This is a genomic window from Hydrogenimonas cancrithermarum (assembly GCF_030296055.1).
GTDB classification, from domain to species: Bacteria; Campylobacterota; Campylobacteria; order Campylobacterales; family Hydrogenimonadaceae; genus Hydrogenimonas; species Hydrogenimonas cancrithermarum.
The window spans coordinates 1,815,183-1,832,315 of sequence record NZ_AP027370.1; the positions used below are offsets into that span (position 1 = coordinate 1,815,183).

A 17,133-nucleotide genomic window follows, 5' to 3' on the forward strand; every position below is an offset into this window, starting at 1 on the left:
GGATAATGAAAAATGGCATGCAGATTCGAATTTGAAATGAACAACCGTCAAACGGTATACGAGACGGGAAAAATAGCGCGTCAGGCGAATGGTTCGGTTGTGCTGCGCAGCGGAAAGACCGTTTTGCTCGCGACCGCCGTGATGGACGACAAGCCGGTAGAGGAGCACTTTCTGCCTCTGACGGTGCAGTACATCGAGAAGAGTTACGCAGCCGGGAAGATTCCGGGTGGATTCGTCAAGCGAGAAACGAAACCCGGAGACTTCGAGACGCTGACGTCGCGTCTGATCGACCGTTCTCTCAGGCCGCTTTTCCCCAAAGGGTTCTACAATCCGGTACAGATCACGGTCATGTTGCTCAGTGTCGATGAAAATGCCGATCTGCAGTCGCTTGCACTCGATGCGGCATCGGCGGCCCTGTTCATGTCGGATATCCCTGTGGAGCGGTGTGTCTCCGGTGTGCGTATCGGGCGTAAAGAGGGGGAGTTCGTTCTGAACCCTTCATTGGAGGAGCTGGAAGAGGGGACGCTGGACCTCTTTGTTTCCGGAACGAAAGAGGATCTTCTGATGATCGAGATGCGGGCCATCGGGACCGTCGACGTCGAAATCGAACCGACCGTCGCCATCGATCCGATGATGGACCCGATGCTGGCGGACGAGATTGTCCAGATTCCTCATGTCAACGAGCTCAAAGAGGAGGAGCTGGTCGAAGCGATCGCACTGGCCAAACAAGCGATTACGCTAGCGGCGGGCGAGTACGAGCGAGTCTTCGCCGAAGCGGCCAAACCGAAAAAAGCGGTCGAACTCTTCGAAGAGAGAGCCGATCCTTCCATTGTAACCTATATCAAAGAGTTCTATATGGAAGAGATCAACCGTGCACTCGACGGTATGGCCAAAAGCGAACGCGGCGGTGAGATCAAGGCACTGGTCGCAAAAGTTTTGGAAGACGAGACGGCCCAGGCCGAAGGGTGGAGCGAAGATCAAATCAAAGCCGCAGTGGGTGAAGTCAAACGCGAGCGTGTTCGGGCGATGATCCTGGAGGAGGGAAAACGTGCCGACGGCCGCGGCCTGCGGGATGTGCGTCCGATATCCATCGAGACCAACCTGCTTCCGAGCGTTCACGGCTCATGCCTCTTTACACGAGGCGAAACACAGGCCCTCGTCACCTGTACCCTCGGAAACCGTCAGGATGCGCAGATGTTCGAGCGCATTACGGGCAAAAGTGCCAGTTACGAAGAGTTCATGGTTCACTACAATTTTCCCGGTTTCAGTGTAGGCGAAGCCTCCCGTATCGGACCTCCGGGCCGACGCGAGCTCGGCCACGGCAACCTGGCCAAACGCGCACTCGAGCCGGCGCTCGACAAGACGCAGCTCGATATGATCATTCGTCTGGTATCGGAGATTCTCGAATCGAACGGATCGTCTTCGATGGCGACGGTCTGCGGCGGTTCGCTCGCGCTCAAAGCCGCTGACGTTCCGGTGCTGAAACTGATTGCCGGTGTTGCGATGGGTTTGGTGACCGAAAACGACAAATACGCCATTCTCACCGATATCATGGGGCTTGAAGACCATGACGGCGATATGGATTTCAAAGTGGCGGGAAGCGAAGATGGCATCACAGCCCTGCAGATGGATATCAAGCTCGGCGGTGTCAGCCTCGATCTTCTGAAAGAGGCGCTCGACCAGGCGAAAGAGGCACGTCTGCATATCCTCGGCATCATGGAAGAGGCGGCCAAAAAGATAGAAGTCAATGAAGAGGTGCTTCCGAGTACCGAGATTTTCCATATCGAGCCACACAAAATCGTCGACATCATCGGTCAGGCGGGCAAGACGATTCGTGAAATAATCGAAAAGTTCGAAGTCAACATCGACCTCGACAAAAAACAGGGCGAAGTGAAGGTGACGGGGCCGAGCAAGGCGAAAGTGAAGGCCGCGTGCGACCATATACGTTCCATTGCCGAGGGCTCGGCGAAAAAAGAGCTTCCGCAGTTCGAGATCGATAAGCCGATCAAAGGGAAAGTGAAAAAAATCGTCGACTTCGGTGCTTTCGTCGAACTGCCTGGCGGCGTGGACGGCCTTCTTCACATCTCCAAAATTTCACGCGGACGCATCGGCCATCCAAGCGATCTGCTGCATGAAGGGCAGGAGATCGAAGTGGTCGTCAAGTCTCAAAAAGGCCATAAAATCGAACTGGCACTGTCGAAACCGATCGATTAAACATCGTTTTACGAAAGTAAAGATATAATTCGCCTGCAAAGTGATAAGTAGGGATACGCAAGCCGAACGGACTTTGCAGCGCAGCCGGAGCGTCATCTCCGGAAAAAATATTTTACAGGAGCTTTTCATGAAAAAGTTTTTTCTTTTGATGGTAGCATTTGCAGGGTTTGCATTTGCAGGTGAAGGTGAGTCTATGATCCAGGCGTACAGTGTCGTCGCAGCGGGCGTCGGCCTCGGTCTCGCAGCACTCGGTGGTGCGATCGGTATGGGTAACACGGCAGCTGCGACGATCGCAGGTACAGCTCGTAACCCGGGCCTTGGCGGTAAACTGATGACAACCATGTTCATCGCGCTCGCGATGATCGAAGCACAGGTTATCTATACCCTGGTTATCGCACTTATCGCTCTTTACGCAAACCCGTTCCTCGGATAATTTGCATATTTTTTGAAAAAAGGCCCGGGCCTCTTGACTCGGGCCTTTTTTTTTGATAAAATTTCGGCCTCTTAACAACAACTACCTAACAGATGCGCAGGTGGTGGAATCGGTAGACACGCTGTCTTGAGGGGGCAGTGGGCTTTGCCCGTGCGAGTTCAAGTCTCGCTCTGCGCACCACGTTTTCAACAACACTCTACAAAAATCATTTTTCGATCCATCCTTCTTCACATTCCTACCGGATAAACCGCCCATCATATAGTTTTAATCCAAATCGTTGTAAAATAAACGCATCAATGCACGCATAATAAAAAACAGGAGTGGATATGAGAAGTTTATGGATTGTCATGATACCTGTGATGATGCTTCTTTTTGGCGGGTGTTCGGCCAACAAAGAGTACAAGTATTTCAATCAGAACCTCGATGAAGAGAAAGTCGTGACGGAAGTGTCGGACGAAGAGTATGAAGCGGAAAAACGGTACGAATGGAAGATTCAGCCGGGTGACCGGCTGGAGATCAGAGTCTTCAACCAGAGTGCTTCCTCCGTCGGAGGGCAGATGACTTCCATTCTCGACCAGAGTCTTACCTACATGAACCGAAGCGGTGTCGACGGGATGCTCGTTCCGCCGGACGGCAAGATCCATATCCCTCTGATCGGAACGGTAGCGGTCGAAGGCCTGACCGAGACGAAAGCGGCGCAGCGGCTGACGCAGGAGTACAAGAAGTATCTTAGAAATCCTTTCGTCTCCGTGAAAATTCTCAATCAGCGTCTGCTGGTGCTTGGCGAAGTCGGTTCTCCGGGTGTCGTTCCTGTCAACAGCGGAACGATGACCCTTTTCGAAGCGCTCGCGATGACCGGAGACCTCACAGACGATGCGATGCGTACCAATATTCTGATCATTCGCGGAGACCTGCGTCATCCTCAGGTCAGAAAAGTGGACCTGACCGATATGCGCAAACTGCGCGTCGCGAGTCTCATTCTGCGTCCGAACGACATCGTCTATGTTCAGCCTCGCAACATGAAGGCGATTATGAAGGAGATGGTCGAAATGGGATCGTACTTCAACTTCCTCAATACGATCATGTCGCCGTTCCTGACCTATCAGGCGATCGATCAGGGATACAATATCGGCATCGTGCCGGGTAACAGTGGGAACTGATATGGAAATAGCGAAAAAATCGAGTGTGGCACCGGTCGAACCGGAAGAGATCGATATAAAAGAGTTGTTCAGGACAGTCGGGCGCTACAAGTGGTCGATACTCTTCATTACCCTGATCTTTTTGGTCGGGGCGAGCGTCTACGCCTATTTCGCCCCCAACGTCTACAAAGCCACCACGACGATGAAGATCTCCACCGAGATGGCGAAAAATGCCGGCGGAGATTTCATGAGTGCCGCTCTCGGTGGAGGAAACGTCAACCTCGACGACGAATTCGCCCTGATGAAGTCGCGTTTTCTGGCACAAAAGGCGTTGGATGACCTGGATATCGGAACACGCTACTTCACGATCGAACATTACAAGAAGAAAGAGCTCTACAAGGACTCTCCTTTCGTCATTTCGGCGGAGTTCATCGATCCTGTTTTCTATGGACATGAGATCCAGTTGCTACCGGTCGATCAAAGCCATTTTCGCCTCTATACGAAACCGACATTGAAAGAGAAGATTTATTATAAGATTTACAAATATTTCAATCTGCCTGTCCAACCGCTTATCGACTATGATCAGATTCATGAGTATGGAAAAAAAATAAGCACACCGTGGTTCGTCATCAATATCCAGAAAGTGTACGACCTCAAAGACCAGGTCTACTCCTTCAGTATCGTTCCCAACAAGAACATGTACGGATTCATCCAGGGCGGAATCGACGCGGCGCCGATATCGAACTTCGGCAGCATCGTGGAGGTCTCTTTCCAGGATACGGTGCCCATGCGTGCTAAAGATATCGTCGAAGCGATCGTCAACGCCTACAATGAAGAGAAGATCCGGCTCAAAACAGAGAGCGCCAACCGGACGCTCAACTTCATCGACAGCCAGCTCAAAGCGATCCACCAGACGTTGAAGAAGTCCGCGAGCAAACTTCAGAGTTTCAAGGCGACGCATGTCGTCATGGATATCGGAGCGAAGGCGGGGACGACGACGGCGAAACTGAGCGAACTTGAAGCGAAAGTGTACGAGATCAATACACAGATCAATATATTGGACAACCTTCTGAACTACATCAAGTCCAACAAGGATATCAAAGGGCTCGACGTCAGTTCCGCCCAGCTGGTCGGCCCCGTTATCAGCAACCTTATCGTGAAACTTCAGGAGGCGGCCTCCCTTCGCTCGACGCTTCTGGTCGATTTTACGGAGCTTCATCCGGATGTCATCAAGGTGACCGAACAGATCAACCGCCTGAAGTCGATGCTGATCGAATCGATCAAGAGTACGTTGAACGGCCTGAAGATCAGAAAGTCTTCGTTGATAAAGCTGATCAACGAGAGCAAAGCGGCGTTGAGGGCCCTTCCGAAAGAGGAGCAGCAGCTCGCGCAGCTGACGCGTGATTTCATGGTCAACGAAAAGATCTATTCGTTCCTGCTTCAAAAAAGGGCCGAAACGGCCATCGTGGAAGCATCCAAAGTTTCGGAGATCCAGATACTCGATCCCGCGCTCGTCCCTGGCAGCCCAATCAAACCGAAAAGAAGCCAGATCGTATTGATCGGCCTGTTGATCGGATTGGTTCTGGGGCTGCTTCAAGCCTTTGTGCGCAAACTTCTCGACAATTCGATCAAATCTGTGGAGGATATCGAAAAGCTCACATCCTTGCCGGTTTACGGTGTCGTGCCGGATATCAAGTCGAAGAAGATGAAGTCCGCTTACCTCGAATCGTTACGCGTCATTCGGACAAACCTGGAGTTTTTGGGCATCGGGAACAAGTCCAAAGTGGTGACGGTCACCTCTTCCATTCCACAGGAGGGAAAGACGACGACCACCGTGGAGCTTTCGAAGATCATCGCAAAAAGCGGAAAGAGAGTGATCGTTCTCGATCTCGATATGCGGCGATCCAAGCTGCACGAACTTCTCAAAATGCCGAACAAAGAGGGGATGAGTACTCTCCTCGCCGGCAAAGTTGGGCTGAAAGAGGCGATACAGCATTCGAGGGAGGAGAATCTGGACGTCATCACGAGCGGCCCCATGCCGCCGAACCCTTCGGAGCTGCTGATGTCCGATGCGTTCAAACGGGTCATCGCGACCCTCAGGAACGAATACGACTACGTCATGCTCGATTCGCCGCCGATCGGCCTGGTCGCCGACGCCATGATCGTCATGCGAATGTCCGATATCAATCTGATCGTGCTGAGGGCGAACTACTCCAAAAAAGATTTCCTCAAGAACATCAACCGTTTCGTCGAAGAGCATGAACTGAAAGCGGGCATCGTTCTCAACGGTGTCAAAACGGAGGCGAGATCCGGCGCCTATGGATTCGGTTACGGATACAACTACGGATACAGTAACAATTACTACTCATAAAATACTATAGGAACTTTATCGGTTCCTATAGCAGGGTATTGTTCAAAATATTGTTTTTTTCAAAAACTCTCTGGAGCCTGTCGGAGTGAAGCATCTTCGCCAGTGTTTCGGTCTGGCTCAGTTTATGCACATCGCTTCCCAGAAAATCGACCATTCCTTCATCGGCCAGTTTGTGGGCCACCTTTTGAACATTTTTCGAATATTGGCCGGCCAACGAGTTGATGTTGAGCTGGAAAAGAACGCCGTGCTCCTTGAGCGCTTCATACTCTTCAAAATCGTCATGCATAAAGAGATATCTTTCCGGATGGGCCAATACGGGCCGATACCCCGATGTCTCCAGTTCGAAAATGATATCCCATAAATTGTTCGGAGCGCGCGTATAGGACATCTCGAAAAGTACACAGTTACCGTTGAACGTCAATATCTCTTTTCTCTTGATCAATGCACTGAAATGTTCGTCCAGATAATACTCCGACGCGGCTTCCAGTTCGATGTCGATTTCATGGTCGGCAAGTGCATCTTTTAAATACTCGAGTTTTTCAAGAATGATCTCCCTGCTGTTTTTGTAGCGGTGCCACATGGTATGTGGAGTCGTGATCAGTTTTTTGTATCCCATCGCTTTGAACGCTTTGATCAGTTTGATCGATTCATACATCGTTTTGGATCCATCATCGATACCGGGAATCAGATGGGAGTGTATGTCGACATAGAGAGTCTCTCTCTTTTTTTGAGGTTTGTGCAACAGTTTTTTGAAAAAATTGGTCATGCTGATCGGCTCTTTGTCTCCGTGGATTTATGAATTTCTGTGTGTAAGTACCGAATAGATCGGCAAAAAATCGTGTTTGTAAACTGAAATCGTGCGCTATGTTACCATATTTTCATCGCCTGCATTCCTGCCGGCAGCACGCCCGACTATCTTGGCGGCCGCCGCCTCGACCGAAAAAGTATCATGTAGCAGTCTCAATGCATTTTTCCCCATTCTCTCTCTTCTCTCTTCGTCGAGAAGCTTGACCGCATTCTCGAAAAAGCGTTCGTCTTCCCCGTTGATCGTGACATATCCGGCACCGGCACTCTCTATGATCTCCTTCAGGTCGTTGCCGGCGTTGATGCTTCCGAGTATTGGCATACTCTGGACCATATAGCCGAGCAGCTTGCCGGGAAAGTTGTGTGTCGTATGGTTTTTATGGAGGGTGAAAAGCCCAATGTCACACTCTGCAAGCAACCGTTTGAACTCCTCCTGCGATACCGGCGGCAGGAGTGTCATATTGGTGAGGTTTTGCTCGACGATGGCGTTTTGGACCTTCTCGACTTCATCACCCGCTCCGACCAGAAGAAAGTGGGCCTCTGTATACTTCTGCATCTTTTTTGCAAGCCTGACGATGTTCATCATGTCCTGCGCATGGCCGATATTCCCTCCGTAAAAGTAGATCACTCTCTTTTCGAGGCCCAACCGTTTTCTGTAAAGGCCCGTGGCGTCGACAGGCGAATTCTCCGCCCAGTTGTACAAAATTTCCGTCGCAGCTTTCGCTTTCATTTCTTTTCGAAACCATTCGAGGTTCTTTTTCGACATCAGGCCGATCGTGTCCGCGGCGGCGTAGTTTCTCTTCTCGAAGTGGCGGAAATATTTTTCGACCAAAGAGCCTTCGCGTATCAATCCCTGATCGACCGCCCATTGAGGGAAAATATCTCTGAGTATCAGATAGCTGGGCGCATGCCATAGCTTTTTGAGCCGCTCGACGAGCGGACTCCAGAAGATGGTCGGAGAGTAGTAGACGATGAGATCGTGCGGCTCTCTTGTAAATTCCTCTTTGAACGCCTGCCATGCGCGGCGGGAAAGAAGTGTTTCGTTGATCGCACGTTCGACTTTGTTTACGTTTTTTATTCTGCCGCTTTTGAAGCGGTAGATCGTGATGCCGTCGAGCGTATCGACCGATTTTTTTCGTTTGGAACCAGGGGCGGGTGTGACAACCGTCACTTCATGCCCCTCTTTTTTCAACCGGCACGCGAGTTCATGCATCATTTTGGCACCGATTTTTATACTGTCCGGCAGGTAGTCGTCGATAATGAGGCAGATTTTCATCTCAAAGCCGCTTTTGCCATACCGTTCGATTCACATAATCGGTGTAGGAGAGGATGATGCGAACGACCTTGTCCGATACATTCGGCATCGAGTAGTCGGCGACCTCTCTCAATGTATCCGGTTTTTGTGTTTCGAGAACTTTCAATCCCTGCATGACACGCTCTTTTTTAAGCCCTACCATCATCACGCTCGCCTCTTCCATCGCTTCGGGACGCTCGTGTGCTTCGCGAATATTGAGTGCCGGGAATTTCAGAATCGAAGACTCTTCGCTGATCGTTCCACTGTCGCTGAGAACCGCTTTCGCATCCATCTGGAGCCGTACATAATCGTTGAAGCCGAGGGGTTTGAGGAGTTCGATCTTCGGATGAAAAACGATCTTTTTCTCGTCGATCCTCTTTCGGGTCCTCGGATGGGTCGATACGATGACGGGCAGGCCGTAGGTTTCGGCGATGGCATTGAGCGTCTCTACCAGTGCTTCGAAGTTTCGGTCGCTGGCGATATTCTCTTCCCTGTGTGCCGAAACGACGAAATATTTCCCTTTTTTCAAAGAAAGCCTGTCGAGAATATCCGAGGCTTCGATGTCTTCGAGTTTGCTTTGAATCACTTCGTACATCGGGCTGCCGGTTTTTATGATTCTATCGGCGGGAAGGCCTTCGCGAAGCAGATACTCCCTCGCGATATCGCTGTAGGTCAGATTGACATCGCTGATATGATCGACGATTTTTCGATTCGTCTCTTCCGGAACGCGCTGGTCGAAGCATCGGTTTCCCGCCTCCATATGAAAAATGGGAATTTTTCTCTTTTTCGCGGGGATGGCGCAAAGGCAGCTGTTGGTATCGCCCAAAACCAAGAAAGCGTCCGGTTTTATCTTCTCCAGCAGCGGATCGATCCTGATCAGGATGTTACCGATCGTTTCGGCCGGCGTACCGAGAGCGGCATCGAGAAAATAGTCGGGTTTGCGAAGGCCGAAATCTTTGAAAAAGACTTCGTTCAACTCATAATCGTAATTCTGCCCGGTATGGACGATAACATGGTCGATCGCTTCCGTGGCATCCAGCTTTTTTATGACGGCGGCAAGGCGGATAATCTCCGGCCGTGTTCCGACGACGGTCATCACTTTCAGTCGTTTCATTTCAAACCTTCAAAAAGTAAGTATCGGGATTTTCGGGGTCGTATGTCTCGTTGGCCCAAATGAGCAGTATCATCTCTTCGTCGCCGATGTTGGTGATATCGTGGGTATAGCCCGGGATCATTTCGAAAACCTCCATCTTTTCGTCACTCGCCCGATACTCGATGATTTCGTCACTGTGAATCTGGCGTAGTTTGATGCTGGCTTTTCCTTTGACGACGAGGAACTTTTCGTTTTTCGTGTTGTGATAGTGGTTTCCGCGGGTGATACCCGGTGCCGTCGTCGAAACGGAGAACTGTCCGCTGTCTATGGTCTTTAGAAACTCGTAGAACGTTCCCCTCTCGTCTTCGTGTCCCTGAAGTTCATAGGAAAATCTATCTGTCGGCAGAAAGCTGAGATAGGTTGCATAAAGCGCTCTTTCGAAACCTTGGCCGACACGGGGAACGAGAAGCGTCTCCCTGCTCGCTTTGAATGCCTGCAGAAGGTCACGGATCTCTCCGAGGCTCTTTTTGTAGACGGGAGAGATATCCGGATAGACAACGCCCGATTTTCCGTTCTCTTCCAGATGCCTGACGAAATGGCCCACGACATCGTCGATATAGACGAGGCTGAGTTCGACGTTTTCGTCACTGATCTGAATCGGTATGTCGCGTGCGATGTTGTAGCACCATGTCGCGATGACGGTATTGTAGTTCGGCCGCGACCATTTTCCGAATACGTTGGGAAGGCGGTAGATATAGACGGTGGCATCGTTTTGTTTGGCATAGGCTTTTAAAACTTCTTCGCCTTCGCGTTTGCTTTTGCCGTAATCGTTGTTGCGTTCGGCCTGGATCGACGAGCTCATGAGAATCGGCGTTTTCTTGCCATTTCGGGCTAGAATATCGACGAGCTGTCTCGTCAGGTCACGATTGCCCTCGTAGAACTCTTCCGGTTTTTCCGGGCGGTTGACGCCGGCCAGATGAAAGATGAAATCCGCTTCCAGCGCCACTTTTTCCAGCGTTTCCGGAGTGTCGTCTTTCTCGAATGTCAGAGCTTCCACACCCTCCATCCGCCCGATGCGTTCCATAAGGTTTTTTCCGATAAACCCGCCGCTTCCGGTTACGAGAACTTTCATCAGATGACTCCGAACTCTTTCAGGTCCTCCTGGATTTCACGAAGATTGAAGAGCATTTCGCGAAGCTCCTCCTCGTTGAGGCGGTAGGTGTTGTGGGAGTGGTATTCGTCTGCCTGGGTGATGACGTCCTGCCCCTCTTCGAAATATTTGTCGTAGTTGAGGTCTCTGTTGTCGGCGGGAATGCGGTAGTAGTCTCCCATGTCGATGGCCCGTACCATCTCCTCTTTCGTCAAAAGCGACTCGTAGAGCTTCTCCCCATGGCGCGTTCCGATGATCTTGACGGTATGATCGGGCCGGCCGAGCATGTTTTTCAGCGTATTCGCGAGGAGTTCTATCGTCGCGGCGGGGGCTTTCTGTACGAAAATATCGCCGTTCCTGCCGTTTTTGAATGCGAAAAGAACCAGTTCGACCGCCTGGTCGAGACTCATCATGAAGCGTGTCATCGAAGGATCCGTTATCGTGATCTCCTTGCCCTGGCGAATCTGGTCGATGAAAAGAGGAATGACGGAACCGCGTGAAGCCATGACGTTGCCGTAGCGCGTACATGCGATGGTGATCTGTTCGTCATCCAGGTTGCGGGATTTCGCGACAGCCACTTTTTCCATCATCGCTTTGGAGACACCCATCGCGTTGATGGGGTAGACCGCTTTGTCCGTGCTGAGTACGATGACCTTTTTAACGCCGGCTTCGATAGCGCAGTTCAAGACGTTTTCTGTACCGACGACATTGGTTTTGACCGCCTGCATCGGATGAAATTCGCAGGAAGGAACCTGTTTGAGCGCAGCGGCGTGGAAAATATAATCGACGCCGCGCATGACATCGACGACCGAGTTGACGTCGCGTACATCACCTAGATAAAATTTCAGTTTCGGATTTTTGTAGAACTTGCGCATATCGTCCTGCTTCTTCTCGTCGCGTGAAAAGATGCGGATCTCTTTGATATCCGAATCCAAAAATCTTCGTAAAACGGCGTTTCCGAACGAACCCGTTCCGCCTGTAATCAAAAGTGTTTTGTCTTTAAACATTCTTTTCCTTTTCTTTGTTTTTCATTTCTATATATTTTACATCGATTAAAAAAGTCCACCATAATCCTTGCAGAAAATGATAGATGAATCCCGGTTTTCCATCCAGGAATCCAAGTTTTAAAAAATAACGATAAAAATAGTAGATAAATGGGCGAACCAGCGGTGGCATCAAGGGATTCCAAATATATTCGCGAATCCAACGTTTTCTTTGTGCCTGCGTACCGAAAAGGTCGGCAAATTCATCTTTTTTTTCATTCTTTTTACGTTCATCGTATTTGATAAGCTCCAAGGCTTCGTATGTCGCATATTTGTTGTGTTTCGATATCCATTCCGTTATGCCTTTGTGATCATCGTGAATGAAATCGTTTTTCAGTTCTCCAACGATACCGTTGATAACCACATGTTCATTCATGTCCCGATCGACGGAAGCTTTTTCTTTCCTGAAAAGGCGCAAAATTTTCGTTCCGTAATATCCACCGTGTTTGATCCATCGACCCATGAAATAGAACCTGAATTTGATCATATATCCATCTGCACGTGGATTGTCGAGTTCTTTTTCGATTTCCTGTTTGAGCTCCGGCGGTAGATATTCATCGGCATCGAGGAAGAGCATCCATTCCGTCTTTATTGGAAGCTCTTTGATCGCATAATTTCTTTGGGCGGCATAATTATCAAATTTCCTGTAAAAAGTTTTTGCACCGAGGCTTTCCGCGATTTCTACGGTTTTGTCCATTGAGCCACTGTCGAGTACAAAAACCTCTTTTGCCCATCCTACTACGTTGCCCACGGAATGTTCAATATTTACTTCTTCATTCAATGTCAAAATAACGACAGTTAGATTGATCAATTCATGCCTTTCAAAAAAATCTGATTTACACAATTATTTTACTAAAAATAACATCTATCTATTATTATAGAAGGACCTTATGCAATGGGTTATCGTGATAACACGTCATTCATGCATGCAATTAGTTTTTCAGCATAATTTTCCCAATGCCACTCGAGCAATTCGTCGTTGAAATTGAATTGGTCGGGCTTTTGAGTGATGATGAATTCGATTTTATCCGCCAAATCTTCAGGATCGTTCCACTGGTAGTAAAGTGCAGCTTCTTTGGATATTTCGCGGTTGATGGGAATATTCGAGCAAAGAGCGGGAAGATGAAAAACTTTGGCTTCAAGCATGGAAAAACCGAATGATTCACACAGTGTCGTGTAAAGCATATAGTCGGATGAAGCATAGAGTTGATTGATCTCTTCCTGAGGAACGAAACCGACGAAACGGATGATGTCATCCAAGTCATGTTGTTCAATCGACTTGGTCAATTCATCGTAATACTCAGGTTCGTCCGATTTCGCAAAGGTACAAATTACTTCAAATGGAGGCAGCAATCTGTTTTTTTCGAATTTGACTATTTTGAGTGCATCGAGAAGAATATGGATACCCTTGTGACGGGCTAGGTGAGATGGATAAAGGAATGTCGTGACTGTACTGTTTTCTTTTTTTGTAATGTTCGTTGTTTGTCCGATACGACAGAACTCCTTTTCCGATGCGTGGTAAAGAATATCTATTTTATTTTCCGGTATATTTAGTGTATCGATCAGTTGGAGTTTAAGACTTTTACTCGGGGTGATGATTAAATCCGCCCAAATAGCGGAAAGTTTTATAAGAATGCGCTTGATAGCAAAATCTATATGCTGTCGTCGGCCGTATAGATTGCGGATATTTGTGCAAAAATAGAGTGCGTTCATTTCAAAAAGTATATGTTTGCAGGATGCTTTGACCGGTCCGAAATTTGCGAATGAAATTAAAAGGTCTATTTTTTTTTCTTTTATTATTTTGTTGATGTGCCAATTATCCAAGAGAATTCTCTTCCAACCCGAACTGTATGTTTCCGGGAATCTGATTATCTCTACATTACTTTCAAATGCAGAAGTGTCAAATTCATCATTGACAATGACAAGCCATTCGAAATCATGACCAGATTTGGCCAATGCTTTCATCATATTGTTCAAATGCCGTTTGGCACCCCCCATTTTCGCAGAAATGGCATGTACCAAAATTTTCAAGCGAGGTCTCCGTTTCGATAATGCATTTTCAGATATCGTTTGAAATATATTTGATCTCCACCGTTCAATATTGCAGAAAAATCGGAGGGCAATGCATGCTGGGCCAATGAACGTGGAATCAGATTTTTACGATAAGGGGAGAAGTATGAGCCTGGAAGGCAGCTGTAGAGTTTCGAATAGCCAGTTTTTTCCGACTCTTCGATGACGAGATCGGAAAATCTTCCACGTGGAAAGCATAATGACGATATCTGCCTGTCGAACAGGTCTTCAAGCTTTTTTTTCGAAGCTTCAAGCTCATATATCAATCTTTTTCTATCGTGTAGGTCGAGATTCTGGTGAGAGACGCTATGCGAGCCGATGCTCAAATATCCAGAACCGAGCATCTCTTCGATTTCCCCTTTGGTTAAATAGTTTTTTTTATCGATAAAATCTGTTACGAGAAAAAGCTTGACGTGAATCTTTCGATCGATTAGCAATAAAAAATTTTCATACAATCCTCTGAATCCATCGTCGAAGGTTATTTCGATTTCATTTTTTCTATTTGTAATTTCCTGGACCACTGTATAGTTCATATTTTGAATGGTTTCCAGATGTTTCAAAAAGAGTTTGATCGGTGTTGACATCGATGTGTAAGCGGTATTATCATGAATATCATGATAATAGATCACTTTGCTATCTTGATTTCCGTATAGAAGTGCACCAGTGTGCAGCAAAACAGTTTTAACGGCGTTTTTGACCATTTGCATCTTTTATCGCCTGTCTATGAAATTATAGTTGACGAGATTCAAGTCCGGACGATTCAGTTTTTTCAAAATTTCATCATGAAAAAACGGTTGGGTCTCGACAGCACGCCATGCATCGGTCGTACCAGGATGAATACCCAATTCAGTCAAACCATCGGGAATATCGTTCAGAAATTTTTCCAGCCAATCGCTGTCTTCATGATGCTCGAGCATGAAAAAATAGTCAGGATGCTTGGTCCCCCCAAAAAAGAGTCTAAAAATATTGTTTATCAATGATTTTTTGAGATTTTTATTCTGAAAAATATTTTGAGGAATTCTGACGGATGTTATTTTATATTTTTTGAGGATGGGCTTTGCCGCGTGAATGATCTGAGGAAATTTATGCAGATGCCCATGCGAATCGATATGTGAAACGTTGATACCGGCATCGAACAATTGAGATAATTGACACTCCAACTCATGTTGAATATCTTTTTTATTCAGCTTCCACATGAGAGCATTGATGCGTTGCTGGTTGCTATCTTTGAAAACTCTATTTTCCGGTGTTGTCAAAGAGTTTGGTGAAAGAGAATGGGATGCATGGCCATCTACAATATTGAAATGGAGGCCGAATGAAAACCTATCCTGATTTTTTTTCGCATATTCTATGGCTTTTGGGGTTCCGGGCATGCCTGTCATGATAGTCGCACTGGTCAATACTCCTTTTTCGAAAAGTTTTATCGTTGCTGCAACCGTCTCTTCATCCCATCCAAAGTCATCGGCATTGATTATCAAATATTTTGTCATCTCTCTTCTCCATGTAATTTTTCATGGCAATAGTCGATTGCCGATATAAGATTTGTTTTATACATTTCATAATTCCAACTGTTTCGCATAAGTTCTTCGGCATTACGACTCATTTTTTTATAAAGTAAGGGATCTTCATATATTTTTTTCATAAGCGATGAAAGTTCGTCTATGTTTGTCGGATCAAAAACGAATCCCGTTTCCTTTCCGAGAATCAGATCGTAAATTGCACCAACACGATTGGATGCAAGTACCGGCAAACCTGCGGAAAGGGCTTCGTTGACGACAAGTCCCCAGGGTTCGTATAGTGATGGAATCACTAGGAGATGAGAAGTATGATAAGCTTCGACGAGATTACGGCCAAACTTGGCTCCTTCGAAGTGGATATTTGGCGCATCGGCATAGCGTGATTTCAGCGATTCGAGCGATGATCCCCGTCCGACGATACGCAGAAAAACGGTAGTTTCGTCTCCAAAAGCTTTTTGGAAACTTTGGATAAGCATTTCCACATTTTTATGCGGAATGATGCGTCCAACGTAAAGAAAGGTGAAAGGGGACTCCGGTTTGGGGCGATTGGCAAAAAAAGTTTCGTTGTTCACCATCATTGGCATCAAAAAGATTCGCTCTTCGGCCATGCCGTAACGGCGAAAGAGCTCCTTGTGGCCGTAACTTCCCCCGGCGAAGCCGAGAACAAAAGAGCGTTTGAAAATAGTTTGAAGATAGAGTTTTTTTACGAATCTCTTGATGCCGCCGATCTCTTTGTATTGCGTATCGGAGTCGATGGCGATGTATTTCCTGCCACCCAGTATCCATGAAGTCAGGAAAAATAGAAGAAACTCCGTAGTGTTATAACCGTTGAAAATGAAAAAATCGTATCGTCGCCAGATATTTCGCAGTTTGGCGATTCTCTGGAAGCATCCCATATTTTCAAAAATATCGCCTTCCGGTGTCTTGTCACTTTGAGCAATAAGCGGGCGGTCGTGAAAAAAGATGTGGCCGATTCCAAGCGGTTTGTAAATATTTTCGACGATATCGAGCGTATAGGAGCTTGGTTCGACCAGAAAAGCGAAAGTTTTCAGACTCATCGGTGTAGAATCCTGTTGATGGTTTTTTTATGTTTTTTGTAAAACGGTTTGATTGACAAAATGATGAATTGCTTCAAAAGATATCGTACATAAGCGATGCCGTTTTTTGAATAATAAAATGTAAATTGAAGATTGATTTCGGGCAAAAAATTCACTATTTTATATTCATATAAACCTCTGCCGAAATCAAGAACGAAGCGTGAGCCGATATGCTCCATGGAAAGTTTTTTTATCAGTATAAAGTAGGAGAGAATATTTATTTTAGGCCTGTTTCTATATATCGTTATCCACAGCAAAAATCTTTTTTCGCGGTCATCTTTTAGAATGAAGTTCATGACAAGCGAGGTTTTATCGTCTTTTATCTCCTGAATCATTAAATGGCCCGCTTCGTAGAGTTTCGTGATGATGCCGAGCAGTGTCTCGTCCAGAAAATCGTCACCCCTCAGACCGCTCTTTTTCATGTCGGTCAAAATCTCTTTCAAGGTTTCAGCGGGGAAAGGAGAGGTGTCGACCGTGTGATATACCCCATGTAGATTTTCATTTTTTTTGTAGAGTCTCTTGATCTGATTGCGTTTTTTCGCTTTCAGATAGGAAAAAGCGTCCAGAACGTTTTCGCTTCCGACAAAAGATGTGTACGAGGATGCATTTGTCTGATAGAGAATCTGTTTGTAGTCGAAGCGCGAACAGAAAATTCCCAGATATTTCGAAGATTGATTCAGGTTTTTCAACTCTATGGAGTCGACTTCGTCGCTTTGCTCTATGATGTCGTGTATAGTTTTGCAGATTTCGTAGAGTGTCGTATTGTCCTCTGGACCGATTAGAAAATCGCTATAATCCGAATGAGTATCGGCAATGAATCTTAAAGTTTTCTTTTGGTCCAACATCAAAGGGCATATTGCGGCAGGCTCTTCGATGCTTTGTGGGTACAAAATCAAAACGAACAGTTT

The 17,133-nt window shown here is 47.1% G+C and carries 15 protein-coding genes and 1 tRNA gene; 5 read left to right on the forward strand and 11 right to left on the reverse strand.

The window, feature by feature from the left end; genetic code table 11:
* Positions 1 to 12: 12 nt before the first annotated feature.
* From QUD54_RS09400 to QUD54_RS09420, 5 genes are all read left to right on the forward strand, one after another.
* The gene (locus QUD54_RS09400; protein ID WP_286336475.1) at positions 13 to 2,214 is read left to right on the forward strand and encodes a polyribonucleotide nucleotidyltransferase; all 2,202 of its coding nucleotides are present in this window, start codon (positions 13 to 15) and stop codon (positions 2,212 to 2,214) included.
* Positions 2,215 to 2,341: 127 nt separating this feature from the next.
* Complete coding sequence (locus QUD54_RS09405; protein WP_286336476.1) at positions 2,342 to 2,647, forward strand: F0F1 ATP synthase subunit C; 306 nt, start codon at positions 2,342 to 2,344, stop codon at positions 2,645 to 2,647.
* Between the two features lie 94 nt (positions 2,648 to 2,741).
* A tRNA-Leu gene (locus QUD54_RS09410) sits at positions 2,742 to 2,827 on the forward strand.
* Positions 2,828 to 2,973: 146 nt separating this feature from the next.
* Complete coding sequence (locus QUD54_RS09415; protein WP_286336477.1) at positions 2,974 to 3,807, forward strand: polysaccharide biosynthesis/export family protein; 834 nt, start codon at positions 2,974 to 2,976, stop codon at positions 3,805 to 3,807.
* A gap of 1 nt (position 3,808) precedes the next feature.
* Positions 3,809 to 6,157 carry a GumC family protein gene (locus QUD54_RS09420; protein ID WP_286336478.1) on the forward strand — a complete coding sequence of 783 codons (2,349 nt, stop codon included), beginning with the start codon at positions 3,809 to 3,811 and terminating at the stop codon, positions 6,155 to 6,157.
* A 25-nt stretch (positions 6,158 to 6,182) separates the two neighbouring features.
* On the opposite strand, the gene QUD54_RS09425 is transcribed toward QUD54_RS09420, so the two are convergent.
* The 11 genes from QUD54_RS09425 to QUD54_RS09475 all read right to left on the reverse strand — a co-directional run bounded on the left by QUD54_RS09425 (position 6,183) and on the right by QUD54_RS09475 (position 17,070).
* Entirely contained in the window at positions 6,183 to 6,923 is a 741-nt protein-coding gene (locus QUD54_RS09425; protein WP_286336479.1) for a tyrosine-protein phosphatase, read from the reverse strand.
* A gap of 96 nt (positions 6,924 to 7,019) precedes the next feature.
* Entirely contained in the window at positions 7,020 to 8,237 is a 1,218-nt protein-coding gene (locus QUD54_RS09430) for a glycosyltransferase family 4 protein (protein WP_286336480.1), read from the reverse strand.
* 1 nt (position 8,238) lies between these two features.
* Entirely contained in the window at positions 8,239 to 9,369 is a 1,131-nt protein-coding gene (gene wecB, locus QUD54_RS09435) for a non-hydrolyzing UDP-N-acetylglucosamine 2-epimerase (RefSeq protein WP_286336481.1), read from the reverse strand.
* Between the two features lies 1 nt (position 9,370).
* On the reverse strand, positions 9,371 to 10,480 hold the full coding sequence (locus QUD54_RS09440) for a polysaccharide biosynthesis C-terminal domain-containing protein (RefSeq protein WP_286336482.1): 1,110 nt from the start codon (positions 10,478 to 10,480) through the stop codon (positions 9,371 to 9,373).
* Complete coding sequence (locus QUD54_RS09445) at positions 10,480 to 11,505, reverse strand: polysaccharide biosynthesis protein (protein WP_286336483.1); 1,026 nt, start codon at positions 11,503 to 11,505, stop codon at positions 10,480 to 10,482. Before QUD54_RS09445 ends, QUD54_RS09440 begins: the two co-directional genes overlap by 1 nt.
* Entirely contained in the window at positions 11,498 to 12,352 is an 855-nt protein-coding gene (locus QUD54_RS09450) for a glycosyltransferase family 2 protein (protein WP_286336484.1), read from the reverse strand. Before QUD54_RS09450 ends, QUD54_RS09445 begins: the two co-directional genes overlap by 8 nt.
* A gap of 89 nt (positions 12,353 to 12,441) precedes the next feature.
* The gene (locus QUD54_RS09455) at positions 12,442 to 13,572 is read right to left on the reverse strand and encodes a glycosyltransferase (RefSeq protein WP_286336485.1); all 1,131 of its coding nucleotides are present in this window, start codon (positions 13,570 to 13,572) and stop codon (positions 12,442 to 12,444) included.
* Positions 13,569 to 14,312, reverse strand: a complete 744-nt coding sequence (locus QUD54_RS09460; RefSeq protein WP_286336486.1) for a polysaccharide deacetylase family protein — start codon at positions 14,310 to 14,312, stop codon at positions 13,569 to 13,571. Before QUD54_RS09460 ends, QUD54_RS09455 begins: the two co-directional genes overlap by 4 nt.
* 9 nt (positions 14,313 to 14,321) lie before the next feature.
* The gene (locus QUD54_RS09465; RefSeq protein ID WP_286336487.1) at positions 14,322 to 15,101 is read right to left on the reverse strand and encodes a carbohydrate deacetylase; all 780 of its coding nucleotides are present in this window, start codon (positions 15,099 to 15,101) and stop codon (positions 14,322 to 14,324) included.
* Positions 15,098 to 16,186 (reverse strand): glycosyltransferase family 4 protein, encoded by a 1,089-nt coding sequence (locus QUD54_RS09470; RefSeq protein WP_286336488.1) that lies wholly within the window; start codon positions 16,184 to 16,186, stop codon positions 15,098 to 15,100. The genes QUD54_RS09465 and QUD54_RS09470 overlap by 4 nt, the downstream gene beginning before the upstream one ends.
* Positions 16,183 to 17,070: a GNAT family N-acetyltransferase gene (locus tag QUD54_RS09475; protein WP_286336489.1), complete on the reverse strand. Its 888-nt coding sequence runs from the start codon at positions 17,068 to 17,070 to the stop codon at positions 16,183 to 16,185. The genes QUD54_RS09470 and QUD54_RS09475 overlap by 4 nt, the downstream gene beginning before the upstream one ends.
* Positions 17,071 to 17,133 lie beyond the last annotated feature (63 nt).

Bases quoted from the DNA above. Each gene is read 5' to 3' on its own strand.
- QUD54_RS09460 (WP_286336486.1), bottom strand. From the start codon at position 14,312: ATGGTCAAAAACGCCGTTAAAACTGTTTTGCTGCACACTGGTGCACTT.
- QUD54_RS09425 (WP_286336479.1), bottom strand. From the start codon at position 6,923: ATGACCAATTTTTTCAAAAAACTGTTGCACAAACCTCAAAAAAAGAGA.
- QUD54_RS09440 (WP_286336482.1), bottom strand. From the start codon at position 10,480: ATGAAAGTTCTCGTAACCGGAAGCGGCGGGTTTATCGGAAAAAACCTT.
- QUD54_RS09420 (WP_286336478.1), top strand. From the start codon at position 3,809: ATGGAAATAGCGAAAAAATCGAGTGTGGCACCGGTCGAACCGGAAGAG.
- QUD54_RS09400 (WP_286336475.1), top strand. From the start codon at position 13: ATGGCATGCAGATTCGAATTTGAAATGAACAACCGTCAAACGGTATAC.
- QUD54_RS09405 (WP_286336476.1), top strand. From the start codon at position 2,342: ATGAAAAAGTTTTTTCTTTTGATGGTAGCATTTGCAGGGTTTGCATTT.
- QUD54_RS09430 (WP_286336480.1), bottom strand. From the start codon at position 8,237: ATGAAAATCTGCCTCATTATCGACGACTACCTGCCGGACAGTATAAAA.
- QUD54_RS09415 (WP_286336477.1), top strand. From the start codon at position 2,974: ATGAGAAGTTTATGGATTGTCATGATACCTGTGATGATGCTTCTTTTT.
- wecB (WP_286336481.1), bottom strand. From the start codon at position 9,369: ATGAAACGACTGAAAGTGATGACCGTCGTCGGAACACGGCCGGAGATT.
- QUD54_RS09465 (WP_286336487.1), bottom strand. From the start codon at position 15,101: ATGACAAAATATTTGATAATCAATGCCGATGACTTTGGATGGGATGAA.
- QUD54_RS09445 (WP_286336483.1), bottom strand. From the start codon at position 11,505: ATGTTTAAAGACAAAACACTTTTGATTACAGGCGGAACGGGTTCGTTC.
- QUD54_RS09475 (WP_286336489.1), bottom strand. From the start codon at position 17,070: ATGTTGGACCAAAAGAAAACTTTAAGATTCATTGCCGATACTCATTCG.
- QUD54_RS09470 (WP_286336488.1), bottom strand. From the start codon at position 16,186: ATGAGTCTGAAAACTTTCGCTTTTCTGGTCGAACCAAGCTCCTATACG.